This window comes from Pseudomonas sp. SJZ078 (assembly GCF_007828255.1).
Classification (GTDB): domain Bacteria; phylum Pseudomonadota; class Gammaproteobacteria; order Pseudomonadales; family Pseudomonadaceae; genus Aquipseudomonas.
On sequence record NZ_VIUG01000004.1, the window covers coordinates 26,332 to 41,082 of the forward strand.

A 14,751-nucleotide genomic window follows, 5' to 3' on the forward strand; every position below is an offset into this window, starting at 1 on the left:
CATCAGGCCTTTGGTGCGGTGGCTGATGATTGAATGAGGGTTTCTTGCATCACCGTCGCTGGCAATGAATTGGAGGGGTGGTACTGATACAGCCAGGATTCGGACAGCGTTTGTTCTGCCAGACGCAGGTATAGGCGCAGTTCGACGGGTTCATTTCCCTCAACGCTCAGGTCGAATTGAGCGTTCCAGTGTCCCGGTGTTTCACTGGACATCATTTCAGTGTGCACATTCGCAAACGAACCCCTGGAGGCCCAGAGTACGGCTTGCGGTTTCGTGTCTGAGGCAAGCTTTTCCAGTGGTGGGCCGATGAACTCCACAAAAAACTTGCGCACGCCCTTGGGGCGCGGCAGGCCCGGACGGCCTCCGTTTCCCAGGCGCGTCGCCACGCAGCGCGCCAGATTGCCTGGGTAAGGCTCATCGGCCAGCCAATGCAGTCGATATTTCAGACGGTATTGATTACCGGCTTCGGCGGGTTCCTTGGGCACCCACATCGCCACGATGTTGTCATTGATCTCGTCGTCGGTCGGGATTTCCACCAGTTGTACGCTCCCTTCACCCCAGTCCCCCAAGGGCTCTACCCATAGGCTGGGTCGACGCTGGTAATTCACATTGTCCAGGTAGTTGTTGAAAGAACGATCACGTTGAAGCAGTCCGAACCCTCGTGGATTCCTGTCTGAGAATGCCGAAGCCATGGTGCGCGTCGGATTGTTGAGCGGCCGCCAGATCCGTTCACCCGTCCCCGTCCATAGGGCCAGTCCATCGGAGTCGTGAACCTCGGGTCGCCAGTCGATAGCGCCAGGCTTGGCCGTTTCGCTGAACCAATACATGGACGTCAGGGGGGCGATACCGAAACGGTCAATGTTCTGGCGTAGAAACAACGCAGCATCGATGTCCATCAGCACACCCTTGGTGCGGCTGATCACAAATCGATAAGCGCCGCAGAGGCTGGGCCCATCGAGCAACGCATACAGGGTTATGTCGGGGTGCTGGTCGTCGCTCGGTGTCTCGATCCAGAAGTGGGTGAAATCCGGAAACTCTTCGGCCTTGTCCGCCAGGGCCACATCAAGCGCTATACCTCGCGCTGAAATTCCGTACTGGTATTGTTCGCCAATGGCCCGAAAATACGAGGCGCCGAGAAAAGCGACCCAGTCGTTTTTTTTCCAATCGTGGTCTTTTTGATTCCCCAGGCGGCTTTCCTGAAGACGAAATCCGGCGAAGCCGCTATCGGCTGCGAGTGCCTGGGCCGGGCTGTCGACAGGCAGATCGAACAGCGTTTTGTCGTAAGGGATTTCATGAGCCACGCCGTCGCTGACGACATGCATTTTGACCGGGGTGCGAAAGAATTTGCCCAGATGAAAGAAGGTGACGGGATACAGGCCAGGCCCGTTGGCAAAAAGAGCACGTGCGCTGTCGAATCGGATCTTGCCCAATGCCTCATAGTCGATATTCGAGAGCAGGTACTTGGGGAGGGCGGTCGACTTGACATAGGGCTTGAGCGCCGTCGCTTCGGCGAGCCGGATCAGTGTGTCAAAACTGAAGGGGAGCGAGGTGTCGGGCTTCAGGTCGCTGGAAAACGCGGGGATAGGCATGGGCAACGAGGCAGCAGCTGCACAGAGCGAGGTGAAGCTCACCAGATCGCGTCGGGTCAACATAGTCTGTTCCCTGAATTGAACGTCTGAGGGATGTTCAATTGCAGAGGCGCGGCCGTCTACTGTCAGAGTTAACAGGAGAGGAGCGGCGAAGCCGGGACTGTCAGTGATTTTGTGTTCGGGCATCACATGCGTTTGGGGGGCATGCCATGCCAAATAAAAAGACCGGCCAATAAGATCAAAGAGCTGCCCTCGATTCCGAAGGAACTGGTAGAACAGTTCGTCAACGGACCGATGACGGTCGAGTCGATTCTGGTGGTGCTGGCGCTTCTGGTGTTGTCGACGGTGTTGTTTTATATCTTCAAGTTGCGGCCAAGGGCTGATCAACAAGGCGCGGTGCTTCCGGTGTTGTAACGACGCCAAGCGGTAGAAATTGACCGCCTGTCGGAAACAGCTGCGGACCTGTAAGTTCTGACAGTAGACCATCCTGGATGGTGGCCCTAGCTTTGAAACCCGCTAACAACGGGTAAACGCAGGCTCCATGATGAAGGGATTCTCTGCATTGATGGTTATCGGTCTGGCCAATGGACTGATCCATTGGCAGGTCTTTTTCGTGTTGCGTAGCGCTGTCGGGCTGAGCCAGGCGGTCAGCAACCTGACGGCATTTTGTGTTGCCACAGCATTTTCATTCTATGTGAATGCGCTCTATATCTTTGAGCCTGGGGCGCCTCGGCGTGGTTACTTGCCGCTCAATGCTTCAATAGCTGGCTTGAGCTACGGCATTGGAGCTGTCGGCGATACCCGAAACCTGCCTGGATGGGGGGTGTTGGTTTCGTTTTCGTTGCTGAACCTGGCAATCGGCTACAGTTTTTTCCGGTTTGTCGTGTTTCGTGACCGTCATCCAGTATGAACGCCTGCGACCAGGTATTGCAGCCCATGACGGAGGACCGTTCAGTTTCGCTGCCCTTTGTTGTCGACCTGGATGGCACGCTGCTCAAATCTGATCTGATGTTTGAATGCGCCATGGCGTTTGTCCGCAACCAGACTTGGCGCTGCCTGAAAGTTTTGGCCTGGGTGCTCCGCGGAAAGGCCTATCTGAAGAAACAGCTGGCTCAATCGACGGATGTCGATGTCAGCCTATTGCCCTACGATCAGGATGTGCTGACCCTGATCGACGAGCAGCGCAGGCTAGGCCGCAAGATCGTGTTGGCCACCGCCAGTTATCATTCGTTGGCGCAAAGGATCGGCGAACACTTGCAGGTGTTCGATGAAATATTAGCGACTCGCCTGGAATGCAATCTGTCAGGTCCGCGCAAGCGTGACCGATTGATTGAATTGTTCGGTCAACGAGGCTTCGATTACGTCGGTAACGCACTGGACGACCTTGTGATCTGGCGCTCGGCCAGGCTTGCTTATGTGGTCAATCCTTCAGCACCTGTCGAACTGGCCATCTTGAAGCTGGGTAATGTGGTGCGACTGATCCGCTCCGACACGACGGGATTTAGCGAATGGCGGAAGGCCTTGCGCCTGCATCAATGGGCAAAGAATGCGCTGATTTTCGTGCCGTTGCTGGCCGCGCATCAGATCACCAACCCAATGTTGCTATGGCATGGCTTGCTGGCATTCATATTGTTCGGATTATGCGCTTCCGGCGTTTATATACTCAATGACCTGCTGGATCTGGAAGACGACCGAAGGCATCCAACCAAACGGAACAGACCCTTTGCAAGCGGATGCCTGTCGATCAGGTCGGGCCTGACGATTTGTCCAGTGCTATTGATCATATCGCTTGGCGGCGCTTGGTGGTGGCTACCTCCACGGTTCGTTTCGGTATTGGCTTTTTATTACGCCTTGACGCTGGTCTATTCGTTCAAGTTGAAGCACATCATGCCCCTGGACGTGATCACTCTGGCGTTGCTCTACACCTTGCGAATCATCGCTGGTGGCGCGGCCTTCGATTTGGAACTGACGCCGTGGATCCTTGCGTTTTCCATGTTTATTTTCCTGAGCCTCGCTTTGGTCAAGCGCTATACCGAACTCCTGGTGGTCTCGCGCAACGGGGTTAGCGGTAAAGCTAGCGGTCGGGATTATTACCCAGGCGATATGGCGATGCTTTCATCGCTAGGCGCGGCTTCCGGCTATCTCGCGGTATTGGTTTTGGCACTGTACATCCGCGACAGCGCAACCGTTGCCCTGTATGAGCGTTCACACATCATCTGGCTTGCGTGCCCCTTGTTGCTGTTCTGGATCACTCGGCTCTGGATGCTGACTCATCGCGGATTAATGAAGGAGGACCCGGTGGTGTTTGCGCTAAAGGACCGATTGAGCCTTGTCGTAGGGGTGTTGTTTTGCCTGATTTTCTGGAGTGCGACATGAACGATCGTTTTGATGCCGGGGGCCTGCTCGTTGATACCGCGCAGTCGTGCCTGCTATGAGCTTACCGTTGAGTTCGTGGGGGCAATATCCCGCAGAACCGCAAATCGCTCATCCCTGTGCCTGGCGAAATGATCTGGATGATCAGTGGTTGCGGGTCAGTAAAATGCATGGCTCGACATTGCCGTTCGGTAATGGCCGCAGCTATGGCGACAGTTGCTTGGCCAGTAACGGCCATGTATTGCACATGCGCCCGTTGAGTCGGTTCATCGACGCCAACTGGCAAACGGGAGAGATCTGCGCCGAGGCAGGGGTCACTTTGGGTGAAGTGTTGCAACTGGCGGTTCCTCGCGGGTGGTTTTTGCAAGTCACACCTGGAACCTGCCATGTGACACTGGGCGGAGCGGTGGCCAACGATGTCCATGGTAAAAATCACCACTGCCGTGGGACGTTTGCTCATTCGGTCTTGAGTTTCGGATTACACAGATCCGAGCAACCTTTGACGGTGTGTTCGCCAAGGGAAAATCCCCAGTGGTTTGCGGCTACTCTCGGCGGACTAGGTCTGACGGGCATTATCAGCTGGGTCAGAATTCGTCTGCGCAGAATCCAATCCAGTCGGATCGATACGACCCGGGTGCGATTTGGTGGACTAAGTGACTTTTTCGCACTGGCGACAGAGCTTGATGCTTCCCATGAATACAGCGTGGCCTGGATTGATTGCCAGGCCAAGGGCTCTGCGTTGGGGCGCGGTGTCATGATCGTAGGGGACCACTGTGAGCACGGACCGTTGGAAGTGCCGACGACCCGTGCCATGACTTTACACGCTCAGCCAGCAGCGTCCTTGGTCAACCCATTCATGGTGGGATTGTTCAACCGCTGTTACTGGCACATGCAGCCGGCCAGCAGGAAAAACCAGACGATTGCTTACCGTCCGTTTTTTTACCCGCTGGATAGCATTGAGCACTGGAACCGGATCTACGGCCGCAAAGGATTCCAACAGTTCCAGTGCGTAGTACCACAAGCGGTTGCCGAGGACGCCTTGGTGCAATTGCTCGACGTCATTGCCCGTAGCGGACAGGGATCTTTCCTGGCGGTACTCAAGCGTTGTGGTGATATCGCCTCCCCAGGACTGTTGTCCTTTCCGATGCCCGGGACCTCGCTGGCGCTGGACTTTCCCCAAAACGGCGCCCTGAACACCACCTTGCTGCCGCGGCTGGACACTATTGTCCATGAGGCTGGCGGTCGGTTGTACCCGGCCAAGGACGCGCACATGAGTGCCCGCGATTTTCGCCAGGCCTATCCCGCTTGGGAGCGTTTGGAGGCAATGCGCGACCCGGCATTGATGTCCCGGTTTTGGCAGCGAGTGACACAATGAAAAAAATCCTGATTGCGGGGGCTACTTCTGCCATTGCCTGTGCTTGCGCACGACTGTGGGCGATTGAGCAGAGCGAGTTCTTTCTGGTTGCCAGGGATGAGTCAAAACTGCTGCAAACCTGTGCTGATCTTAAGGCGCGAGGTGCAAGCAGGGTTACCCCCTGCGTGATGGACCTTGGCAATGTTGATGCACAAAGCATCATGCTGGAGCAGTGCCTGGCTGTGATGCAATCGATGGATATCTGTTTGATTGCTTATGGATCTTTGCCAAATCAACACGAATGTGAGCGAAGTGCTGAATCGGCCATGGCCGAGTTTGCCAACAATGGCAGTTCGGTAATTGCCTTGCTGACTCGTCTGGCGAGTCTGATGATCGTTCAGCGCGGTGGCACGCTGGCGGTTATTTCTTCAGTGGCGGGGGATCGCGGGCGTCCCTCCAACTACGTGTATGGCGCAGCCAAAGCGGCCGTTTCCACATTCTGCGAAGGTCTGCGCGCGCGGATGTCCAAGTCCGGCGTGCATGTGATCACCATCAAGCCCGGCTTTGTCGATACGCCAATGACCCGCGGATTGGCGATGCCGGCTTTCCTGGTAGCGCAACCGGAGGTAGTCGCTCGTCGAATTGTGGCGGGTATCGAACGCAAGGCCTCGGTGCTTTATGTACCGGCGTTCTGGGCGTTGATCATGTACCTGATACGGGCATTGCCGCAGTCACTGTTCAAAAGGCTCAACCTGTGAACCAGGCCGCGACTTTGGCTGGATGGCGCTATCAGTTGTTGATCGGTTCGGCGATCTGCTCCGCCCTGGTTTACCTCGCCATTTCCCTCTGGGGTGGGTGGGCGGCGGTGAGCGGGGCGGTCAGTCGGGTAGGGTGGGGGGACGGGGCGCAAATAATCGTTTTGGTTCTGCTTGGCTATGGGCTGCGTTTTTTGCGCTGGCAGGTTTATCTCAGGGCCTTGGGACATACATTGCCTTGTTGGCCCAGCTTGAAAATCTATCTGTCGGGATTTGCATTGACTACAACACCTGGCAAGGCGGGCGAGGCATTACGTGGAGTCCTGTTAAAACGCTGGGATGTGCCTTATGCACACAGTTTTGCTGCGCTATTGAGTGAGCGGTTTTCGGATTTGCTGGCGATAGTTGTTTTGGCGCTGTTGGGCTTGAGTGCTCACCCCAAATGGCTGCCGATGATGGCGGCCACTCTGGCGTTGCTGGTCTGCGGCGTACTGCTGATGGTGCACCCGGAACTGATAGGCAACATTGCCCGCCGCATCGGCAAGGGACGTAGCTGGATTTCCCGGATGCTGCGCTATCTCGTTCGGGTATTGCTCCAGGCACGCAGATGTCATACCCCACGTCGACAGATTGTCGCGACGTTATTGAGTCTCATGGCCTGGGGGCTCGAAGTGTTGGCGTTCGACTGGATTTTGAGGGCTGTGGCAGCGGACGTACCTCTCACATCGGTCATGTTCATTTATGCCATTTCCATGCTGATTGGTGCCCTGAGTTTCATACCCGCCGGATTGGGCAGTACCGAAGCGGTAATGGTGGCTCTACTGGTGTCTGGTGCCGTTGCGACGGCAAGTGCAATTGCCGCGACGATTCTGTTGCGGGTGGTGACGTTGTGGCTGGCGGTGGGGCTGGGGGCTGTCTTCTTGATCGGGCGGGAACGATCGTTACCTGGTCGCTGACGAGGAGAACAATGATGATTATGAAAGCAACTCCCGTTTGTGGGCAGGGTGCAGTTGCTCGGTATTGGAGTATTGGGTGAGTACGTCGGGGGAATTTATCTGAAGGCCAAGCATCGGCCTCGGTATGTCATCAAGGAAATGATCCGACAAGGCAGATTGAAGTCCCGGGAGGAATAACGGTGAACGATTTTTTCTATCGCGAGCTCAATCGTCGCCAGATTGCGCTGTTTTTCTTAGCCGCAATCTTGCTTTACGTCCTGCCGTTGATCCTTGCTGATTTTCGCTACATAGACGATAACTGGCGAGCGTTGGAAGCTGGAATGGGTTGGACTGGTCAAGGGCGCTGGTTCGTTGATCTGTTGTACCAAGTGCTGTCCTTCACCGGCGCCGCACCAGACATTTTCCCGCTGCCGCTATTACTCGCCGCATTGGCCATGTCGCTGGCTTTGACTCGCCTGACCTTTCATTACTTCCCTCAGCCGACGCTGGTCTGTTGTTTGGTCCCGTTACCTATCTGGTACAACCCCTTCCTGTTGCAGAACCTGTCGTATCAATACGATGGTCCCGCCATGGCATTAAGTCTGGTCGCTGTCATTTACGCAGTGACCTTTCAGGGGGCTTCGCGAATGCGTCAGTGGTGCGTGCCAGCCGGATTGTTGATGGTGTCATTCGGGCTCTATCAGATCAGCGTCAACGTGTTCCTGGGCCTGTGTTGCCTGGAACTGCTCAGGGCGGCATACAAACGGGAACCATACTTCCAGTTGCTTAAAATGTTGGGTTGGAAGGTGGCTCAATTTGGCTTGGCCGTTCTGATTTACCTGGTCTCCGCCGTCTTTCTGATGGGAACGGAGCGAACTGCATTGTTGAATTGGAAAGTCGATCCGCTGCTGCAGATTGGCATCAATATCGGGCGAGTGGTGGAAAAAGTCGCGCTACTGTTTCACGGTGGATACACCTGGCTATTGGCCGCGCTGATCTTGTGGGCAATTATTGGTGCCATGCGGTTGGGCTGCCGGATACTGGAGCGTAAGGAACAACGTTGGAAGACTGCCGTGTTGATCCTGGGGGGATTGCTGACGTTGCCCTTGTTGATCCTGTTAATACCTGGCATCGCGCTGTTTTTTCGTGATTTCAACGAATGCGCTCGCACCTTGATGGGCTTCGGTGTGTTGCTGATGTCGTTGTTTTATCTTGCTTTTCTGGCCCTTGCACCCATCCATCCCCGCCTGCCGCTGTTGCTGATCATCCCGCTTCTGGCAACGCTTTCACTTTCCTTCGCTTATGGCCGGGTGCTGACCTTCCAAAAAACGTTCAGCAACGGTGCGCTTTACAGTCTGGCGTATGACATCACTTCACACCGGGAGCTGTACGAAGCCAAGCGGATTTATCTATCGGCAACCCCTTCCTATCACTGGCTGGCAAGTGCTCGCGGCTCGTTTCAAGAATTGCCTGTTCTGCCTTATCTGTTAAATGTCTATTACTTCATGCTCCCGGAAAATTTGTCGTCAATGGGTATCACCAACGTAGCGTGGGAAAATGACCGGCACAACGCGACCTATGTTGGTTTTTTAGGTTATGTGCCTGTCGTGGACAACCGGAATTATCGGATTTATCTATTGGGCGACTATGGTTTCATCGTTTTGAAAGAGCCTGTGTGGGTCACTCGTCGTGTTGTAACGTGGTGACTTGGCTCGATAGTCATATCATCGCCTGTTCTTACGGTTGCCTTGAAATTGCGCAGCCTAGAAGTGGTTCGCTGCGCGATTGTTCACGCAACCTCCACCTCCAAAGGCTCAAAACTGTCCGCCCGCGCCATCTGCCACATCCGTGAATAAAACGCCCCATTCACCTCACCGGTGAGCAACTCCCCCGGCTTCAAAAACACATGCAACTGCGAAAACAGCTTGATCTCAGTCGCTGACATCCGCCGAACCAGGTGCTTGGGTTGCAGCTGCGAAGGGTGTTCGAGACCTGCGGCGGCGAGCATTTCGGCCAGGGCCTTGAGGGTGTTGCGGTGGAAGCTGTAGACCCGCTGGGCCTTGTCCGGGACGACCAGGGCGCGCTGGCGCAAGGTGTCCTGGGTGGCGACGCCGGTGGGGCATTTGTTGGTGTGGCAGCTTTGCGACTGGATGCAGCCAATGGCGAACATGAAGCCCCGGGCGGCGTTGGCCCAGTCGGCGCCGATGGCCAGTACGCTGGCGATGTCGAAGGCGCTGACGATCTTGCCGCTGGCGCCAAGCTTGATCTTGTCCCGCAGGTTCAGGCCCACCAGGGTGTTGTGGACGAACAGCAGGCCCTCGCGCAACGGCGCGCCGATGTGGTCGGTAAATTCGACCGGCGCTGCGCCCGTGCCGCCTTCCTTGCCGTCCACCACGATAAAGTCGGGCAGGATGCCGGTCTCCAGCATGGCTTTGGCGATGCCCATGAATTCCCAGGGATGACCCAGGCAGAACTTGAAGCCTACCGGTTTCCCCCCGGATAACTCACGCAGTTGTTGTACGAACTGCATCAACTCGATAGGCGTGGAAAACGCGCTGTGGCAGGACGGTGAAACGCAATCTTCGCCCATGCGGATGCCGCGGGTTTCGGCGATTTCCCGGGTGACCTTGTGCTTGGGCAGGATCCCGCCGTGGCCGGGCTTGGCGCCCTGGCTCATCTTGATTTCAATCATCCGCACCTGTGGGTCCCGGGCCTGGGCGGCGAACCGATCCGGGTCGAAGTGGCCGTCCGCGGTGCGACAGCCGAAGTAGCCGCTGCCCAGCTCCCAGGTCAGGTCGCCACCGTGTTCACGGTGGTAGGGGCTGATGCTGCCTTCGCCGGTGTCGTGGGCGAAATTGCCGAGCTTCGCGCCCTGGTTCAACGCCCGGATAGCGTTGGCACTCAGGGAGCCAAAGCTCATGGCGGAAATGTTGAACACCGAAGCCGAGTAAGGCTGGGTGCACTGCGGGCCACCGACCGTTACGCGAAACCCGCTGGGGTCGCTCAACGGAGCCGGGCGCATGGAGTGGCCGATGAATTCGAAGCCGGCCTGGTAGACGTCGATCAAGGTGCCGAAGGGTTTGTCGGCACTTTCGTTCTTGGCCCGGGAATACACCAGAGAGCGCTGGGCGCGGGAGAAGGGCAGGGCATCGCTGTCGGATTCGAGCAGGTACTGGCGGATCTCCGGGCGAATGCCTTCGACCAGGTAGCGGATATTGCCCAGGATTGGATAGTTGCGCCGCACGGCGTGGCGTTTTTGCAGCAGGTCGAACAACCCCAGCAGGCTCAGCAGGCCTGTCACCAGCGCGATCGGCCATAGCCAGTCATGGGCGAGGAACGGCAGGCTGGCGAGGGTGAACAGCACACAGCCAGCAAAGAAGGCGTAACGGCTCAGTAGCGACAGGCTCATGCGGTTTCCTTGGGGGAGGGGCGAAGGGCCATTCTGCGCTGGTGGCGAAAGGCTGGGCAACCGGTGATGAGAGGATTTCATGTGCTGAGGGCTTTAGCTGTGGCGAGGGGATTTATCCCCTCGCCACAGGGACTCAATTCACAGATAACTCTGCGTCACTCCGCCAGCTTCATCTGCCGCATCGGCAACTCGACCCGGAACGTCGTACCCACCCCCACTTCGCTGCGCACGGTGATCTCGCCGTTGTGTTTCTTCACGATGCCATAGGACAACGACAGCCCAAGCCCCGTGCCCTGGCCGATGGGTTTGGTGGTGAAGAACGGGTCGAAGATTTTTTGCAGGGTTTCCGGCGGGATGCCCGAGCCGTTGTCGGCAACTTCGATCCACACGGTGTCACCGTCGACGCCGTTGCGCAGGGTAATCGTGCCCCGTTCGGGGCCGATGGCCTGGGCGGCGTTGACGATCAGGTTCATGATCACTTGGTTGATTTGCGACGGCAGGCATTCGACCTCTGGTAGCGGGCTGTACTCCTTGACCACGTCGGCCTTGTACTTGATTTCGTTGGCTACGATGTTCAGGGTCGAGTCGATGCCCTGCTGCAGGTTCGCCATCTGCCATTCCTGGTTGGAGTCCACGCGGGAGAAGTCCTTCAGGTCCTTGACGATCTGTCCGACCCGGGCGATGCCGTCCTTGGACTCCTTGATCAGCAGTGGAATGTCCTCGACGAGAAAATCCAGCTCCACTTGTTCGCGCAGCTTGACCAAGTACAGCACCAGTTCCGGCGAGGCGATGGCTTCCTCGGCGTTGCCGTAGGCCAGGAGCATTTCCTCCAGCTTGTTGAAATAGCCGTCCAGCGCTCCCAGGTTGGAGGAGATGAAACCGATGGGGTTGTTGATTTCATGAGCTACCCCGGCGGCCAACTGTCCCAGCGAGGCGAGCTTTTCCGATTGCACCAACTGAGTTTCGAGCATCTTGCGTTCGTCGATTTCCATCTGCAGCAGGGTACTGGCTTGCTTGAAGGCCTGGGTGCGTTGCTGCACCAGTTCCTCTAGCTTGCTCATCTTCAACTGCGCGCGCGAAGTCATTTCCCATTTGGTGGTCAGGGTGTTGGCCATCTGCTGGACTTCGATGTTATCGAAGGGTTTTTTCAGGATCAGCAGGCGGTCGTGGCCGTTCAGTCGATCCAACAGTTCATCCCAGGAATAATCCGAATAGGCCGTGCATACCACCACTTGCAACTGCGAGTCGCACTTCCACAATTCCTCGATGGTCTTGGCACCGTCCCAGCCCTCTGGCATGCGCATGTCGACGAAGGCGAGGGCATACGGGCGGTCCTTCGCCACTGCCGCCTGCAATTTGCTCAAGCCTTCCTGACCGCCATAGGCCGAGTCGAGCTCGAACACCGTGCCAACCGGTTTCGGTGCTTCGCCAAACAGCGCGCTTTCCATGTCTTGCAGGTCGGCGTTGCTGTCGTCCTCGGGGGTGAGAATCTTGCGAAAATCCTCATGAATGGCGGGCGTATCGTCGATCAACAGGATTCGCCGGTTACTTAAATTGTTCATGAATCCTCTTCCGCAAGTTTCAGGGGCACATGTAGCACAAACGTCGCTCCCTTGCCGGGGCCCTCACTGTGGGCGGTGAGGCGACCGTTCATTTCGATGGCAGCCGTTGCACAGCTGTGCAGGCCGAATCCGTGGCCTTCCTTGCGCGTAGTAAAACCGTGGGCAAAGATGCGTGTCATGTTTTCTTCCGGAATACCTTCGCCTTCATCCTTGACGCTGATCTGCAACGTCTCGCCATCTACGACCCGCGCACTAAGGGTCATGTTCCGCGCATGATTCGAGACCCCGGCCATGGCGTATTTGGCGTTGCTGATCAGGTTGATCAGAATCAGTAGCAAACGGTGCTTGTCGCCCATGATCCGCGGCAAGTTGCCATACTCCTTGATCACCGTCACATGGTGCCGGGTCAGGGCGCCGGAGTTCATGCGCAGGGCATCTTCCAGCAGTTCGCCGATCACCAGCGGTTCCATCATGCTGTTGGCCCCGGCATAGGATTGCTGCGTGGAGACGATGTCCTTGATGTGGTCCACGCTCTTGCTCAACTGGGTCAATTCATCGATCAGGCTCTGCTGCTCCACCGCCATGGCCTCCACCAGCTGGTTGAGATAGCCCGGCAGCAACTTGCCTTTCTCGTCCTCGGTGAGGAAATGCCCCAGGTCATGGGGGTGTTCGTTGATCAGGCTCATTGCTTTGCCCAGTCCCTGGGCCTTGCTGCTGCGCAACTTGCGACTGACCAGGTCGGCGGAGATGTTCACGCTGTTGAGCACGTTGCCGACGTTATGCAGTACGTTGGTGGCGATTTCCGCCATGCCAGCCTGGCGGGCGGTGTCCATCAACTCGCTCTGGGTATCCTTGAGCTGGCGAGTGCGCTCTTCGACCCGTTGTTCCAGTTCGTCGTTGGCGGTTTGCAGGGCTTTGTTGACGCGCTTGATCTCGGCGAAGCTGCGTATCAGCCGGATGGCCAGCCAGATCAATATCAACACCAGGAGCGTGGCGAACACCAGCAAGTACACGTGATTGCGTTGGTATTTTTCGGCGGCTATTTCCTGGTCCTTCTCGAGCAGGCGGGTGATGGTGTCGAGATGATCCGAGACGGGAACGGCTTCGATGCCCTCCAGCAACTCATTGACCCGCGGTTGTTCGCGAAGGATCAGGGCGATGTGCCGGCTCAGGATATCGATGGAGTCATGCAGGCCCACCGGCAGGCGCTCCTTGTTGACATCGAGCCGGTTCAGGCCCAGCAGGACCTCGGCAGCAATTTCGCGGGTGGTGAGCAGAGAGAACTCCATGCTGCTGAGCAGCAGGTCGTAGGTGTCGATGGCGACGCTCTGCAATTGCAGTTTTTCATCGTCCGACAGTTGGGTGAACTCGGCCTGGATGTCGTCCTCGGCGGTGGGCAGGAACGCCAGGGAGTTGCGCAGCACCGCGTTATGCGACTTGAACTGTTCTACCAGGCGGGTCTTTTCCTTGATGGCCTTGAGGTATTCGTCGCGCTGGGTCTCCCACAGCGAGGGCGCGTGGCGACCCGGCTCCGACTCGATGGCGTCCAGGCGCTGCCAGAGACGGGACATCTCATGCAATGGGGAAACCAGGGGGTCATAGTTGTGGCTCAAGGCGATCCGGGATTTGAGGACCTCGTTGTCCCAGATGGCGTCCTGCTGCTTGAGCTGGCGGATCAAGTCCCGGGACTCGATGTACGAGGCAGCCTGCTGCGCGCTCGAATTGACGTACATGAACAGCAGCACCGAGGCGAGCAGGGCGCCGATGAAGAACAGGCCGAAGCGACGAAGGGTCTTCATAATGGCTTGCCCTCCCGTTCGCCGGTCAGGGTCTTGAGGAATTCGACGATCAGCTCCGTGTCGTTTTTCAAGGGCTCACGACCCAACTGGTATTTGAACATCACCTCCACCGCGCGCTCGAGGGTCGGTGCGGATCCGTCGTGGAAATACGGTGCGGTGACGGCCACGTTACGCAGACTGGGAACCTTGAAGACCTGACGGTCGGCATCATCGCCGGTAATGTTGAAGCGACCCTCATCGACCCGGGTGGGATTGCCCCGGTCCGCAATGTAGTCACCCATGACGCCGAACTTCTGGAACATGTTGCCGCCGATGTTCACGCCCTGGTGGCAAGCGATGCAGCCGTATTCCTTGAAGCGTTGGTAACCGAATTTCTCCCGGGGGCTGAGGATGTCGGTGTTGCCCAGCAGATATTGGTCGAAGCGCGAGTTGGGCGTCAGCAGGGTGCGCTCGAAATCGGCCAGGGCCCCCTGGATATTGGACTCGGTGACGCCGTCGGGATAGGCGCTGGCGAAATCCTTGGCATAACCTGGGTCACCGGCGATGCGCTCGACCACCGATTCCCAGGTATTACCCATTTCCGTGGGGCTGGTCACCACGGTGTGCACCTGTTCTTCCAGGGTATCGACGCGTCCGTCCCAGAACTGGTGGAAGTTCAGGCTGGCGTTGAACACGGTGGGTGTATTGACTTCCACCGGTTTGCCATCGAAACCCAGGGAAAACCGTTTGTCGTCGGCCCCGCCCTTGTCCAGGTGATGGCAACTGGCGCAGGACAGGGTGTTGTTGACCGACAGCCGAGGGTCAAAGAACAACCGTTGGCCCAACTGGACGCGCTTGGGGTCCAGGGCCGGAACAGGGGGCAGCGGTTTGAGCGGCTCGTCCAGTGGTGCGGCGTGAGCGGTCACGCACAAGCCCATGAGCAGGCCGAGAGCGAGTAACAGTCCAGATGACGCCATCGGGTGCTTCCTTGAATCT

12 protein-coding genes and 2 pseudogenes are annotated in these 14,751 nt (G+C 57.2%); 9 read left to right on the forward strand and 5 right to left on the reverse strand.

What is annotated here, in order from left to right:
* Window positions 1-2 precede the first annotated feature (2 nt).
* Window positions 3-1,589: a glucan biosynthesis protein gene (locus tag FBY02_RS05535; RefSeq protein ID WP_256662477.1), complete on the reverse strand. Its 1,587-nt coding sequence runs from the start codon at window positions 1,587-1,589 to the stop codon at window positions 3-5.
* A 189-nt stretch (window positions 1,590-1,778) separates the two neighbouring features.
* Between FBY02_RS05535 and FBY02_RS05540 the strand changes: the two genes are divergently transcribed.
* The 9 genes and pseudogenes from FBY02_RS05540 to FBY02_RS28655 all read left to right on the forward strand — a co-directional run bounded on the left by FBY02_RS05540 (window position 1,779) and on the right by FBY02_RS28655 (window position 9,054).
* Window positions 1,779-2,003: a hypothetical protein gene (locus FBY02_RS05540; protein WP_144924428.1), complete on the forward strand. Its 225-nt coding sequence runs from the start codon at window positions 1,779-1,781 to the stop codon at window positions 2,001-2,003.
* A 127-nt stretch (window positions 2,004-2,130) separates the two neighbouring features.
* Entirely contained in the window at window positions 2,131-2,499 is a 369-nt protein-coding gene (locus FBY02_RS05545; protein ID WP_306085246.1) for a GtrA family protein, read from the forward strand.
* A gap of 26 nt (window positions 2,500-2,525) precedes the next feature.
* On the forward strand, window positions 2,526-3,965 hold the full coding sequence (locus FBY02_RS05550; protein WP_144924431.1) for a UbiA family prenyltransferase: 1,440 nt from the start codon (window positions 2,526-2,528) through the stop codon (window positions 3,963-3,965).
* A gap of 55 nt (window positions 3,966-4,020) precedes the next feature.
* Window positions 4,021-5,337 carry an FAD-binding oxidoreductase gene (locus FBY02_RS05555; RefSeq protein ID WP_144924434.1) on the forward strand — a complete coding sequence of 439 codons (1,317 nt, stop codon included), beginning with the start codon at window positions 4,021-4,023 and terminating at the stop codon, window positions 5,335-5,337.
* On the forward strand, window positions 5,334-6,074 hold the full coding sequence (locus FBY02_RS05560) for an SDR family oxidoreductase (protein ID WP_144924437.1): 741 nt from the start codon (window positions 5,334-5,336) through the stop codon (window positions 6,072-6,074). The genes FBY02_RS05555 and FBY02_RS05560 overlap by 4 nt, the downstream gene beginning before the upstream one ends.
* Window positions 6,071-7,027: a lysylphosphatidylglycerol synthase transmembrane domain-containing protein gene (locus FBY02_RS05565; RefSeq protein WP_144924440.1), complete on the forward strand. Its 957-nt coding sequence runs from the start codon at window positions 6,071-6,073 to the stop codon at window positions 7,025-7,027. The genes FBY02_RS05560 and FBY02_RS05565 overlap by 4 nt, the downstream gene beginning before the upstream one ends.
* 36 nt (window positions 7,028-7,063) lie before the next feature.
* A pseudogene (locus FBY02_RS28305) lies at window positions 7,064-7,204 on the forward strand (glycosyltransferase); the annotation flags it as partial.
* Window positions 7,201-8,712: a glucosyltransferase domain-containing protein gene (locus FBY02_RS05575; RefSeq protein WP_144924443.1), complete on the forward strand. Its 1,512-nt coding sequence runs from the start codon at window positions 7,201-7,203 to the stop codon at window positions 8,710-8,712. The pseudogene FBY02_RS28305 and the gene FBY02_RS05575, both read left to right, overlap by 4 nt.
* Window positions 8,713-8,883: 171 nt before the next feature.
* A complete protein-coding gene (locus tag FBY02_RS28655; protein WP_371921395.1) occupies window positions 8,884-9,054 on the forward strand; it encodes a DNA repair protein RecO C-terminal domain-containing protein in 171 nt (56 codons plus the stop codon).
* Here FBY02_RS28655 and FBY02_RS05580 read toward each other — a convergent pair.
* From FBY02_RS05580 to FBY02_RS05595, 4 genes and pseudogenes are all read right to left on the reverse strand, one after another.
* A pseudogene (locus tag FBY02_RS05580) lies at window positions 9,006-10,496 on the reverse strand (FMN-binding glutamate synthase family protein); the annotation flags it as partial. The gene FBY02_RS28655 and the pseudogene FBY02_RS05580 sit on opposite strands and share 49 nt — an antisense overlap.
* 74 nt (window positions 10,497-10,570) lie before the next feature.
* Window positions 10,571-11,977: an ATP-binding protein gene (locus FBY02_RS05585; protein ID WP_144924447.1), complete on the reverse strand. Its 1,407-nt coding sequence runs from the start codon at window positions 11,975-11,977 to the stop codon at window positions 10,571-10,573.
* Window positions 11,974-13,776, reverse strand: coding sequence for a DAHL domain-containing protein (locus FBY02_RS05590; RefSeq protein WP_144924449.1), 1,803 nt, complete (start codon window positions 13,774-13,776; stop codon window positions 11,974-11,976). The genes FBY02_RS05585 and FBY02_RS05590 overlap by 4 nt, the downstream gene beginning before the upstream one ends.
* Complete coding sequence (locus tag FBY02_RS05595; protein WP_144924451.1) at window positions 13,773-14,732, reverse strand: cytochrome-c peroxidase; 960 nt, start codon at window positions 14,730-14,732, stop codon at window positions 13,773-13,775. Before FBY02_RS05595 ends, FBY02_RS05590 begins: the two co-directional genes overlap by 4 nt.
* Window positions 14,733-14,751: the final 19 nt, after the last annotated feature.

Bases quoted from the DNA above. Each gene is read 5' to 3' on its own strand.
- FBY02_RS05535 (WP_256662477.1), bottom strand. From the start codon at position 1,589: ATGCCTATCCCCGCGTTTTCCAGCGACCTGAAGCCCGACACCTCGCTC.
- FBY02_RS05540 (WP_144924428.1), top strand. From the start codon at position 1,779: ATGCGTTTGGGGGGCATGCCATGCCAAATAAAAAGACCGGCCAATAAG.
- FBY02_RS05545 (WP_306085246.1), top strand. From the start codon at position 2,131: ATGATGAAGGGATTCTCTGCATTGATGGTTATCGGTCTGGCCAATGGA.
- FBY02_RS05550 (WP_144924431.1), top strand. From the start codon at position 2,526: ATGACGGAGGACCGTTCAGTTTCGCTGCCCTTTGTTGTCGACCTGGAT.
- FBY02_RS05555 (WP_144924434.1), top strand. From the start codon at position 4,021: ATGAGCTTACCGTTGAGTTCGTGGGGGCAATATCCCGCAGAACCGCAA.
- FBY02_RS05560 (WP_144924437.1), top strand. From the start codon at position 5,334: ATGAAAAAAATCCTGATTGCGGGGGCTACTTCTGCCATTGCCTGTGCT.
- FBY02_RS05585 (WP_144924447.1), bottom strand. From the start codon at position 11,977: ATGAACAATTTAAGTAACCGGCGAATCCTGTTGATCGACGATACGCCC.
- FBY02_RS05590 (WP_144924449.1), bottom strand. From the start codon at position 13,776: ATGAAGACCCTTCGTCGCTTCGGCCTGTTCTTCATCGGCGCCCTGCTC.
- FBY02_RS05595 (WP_144924451.1), bottom strand. From the start codon at position 14,732: ATGGCGTCATCTGGACTGTTACTCGCTCTCGGCCTGCTCATGGGCTTG.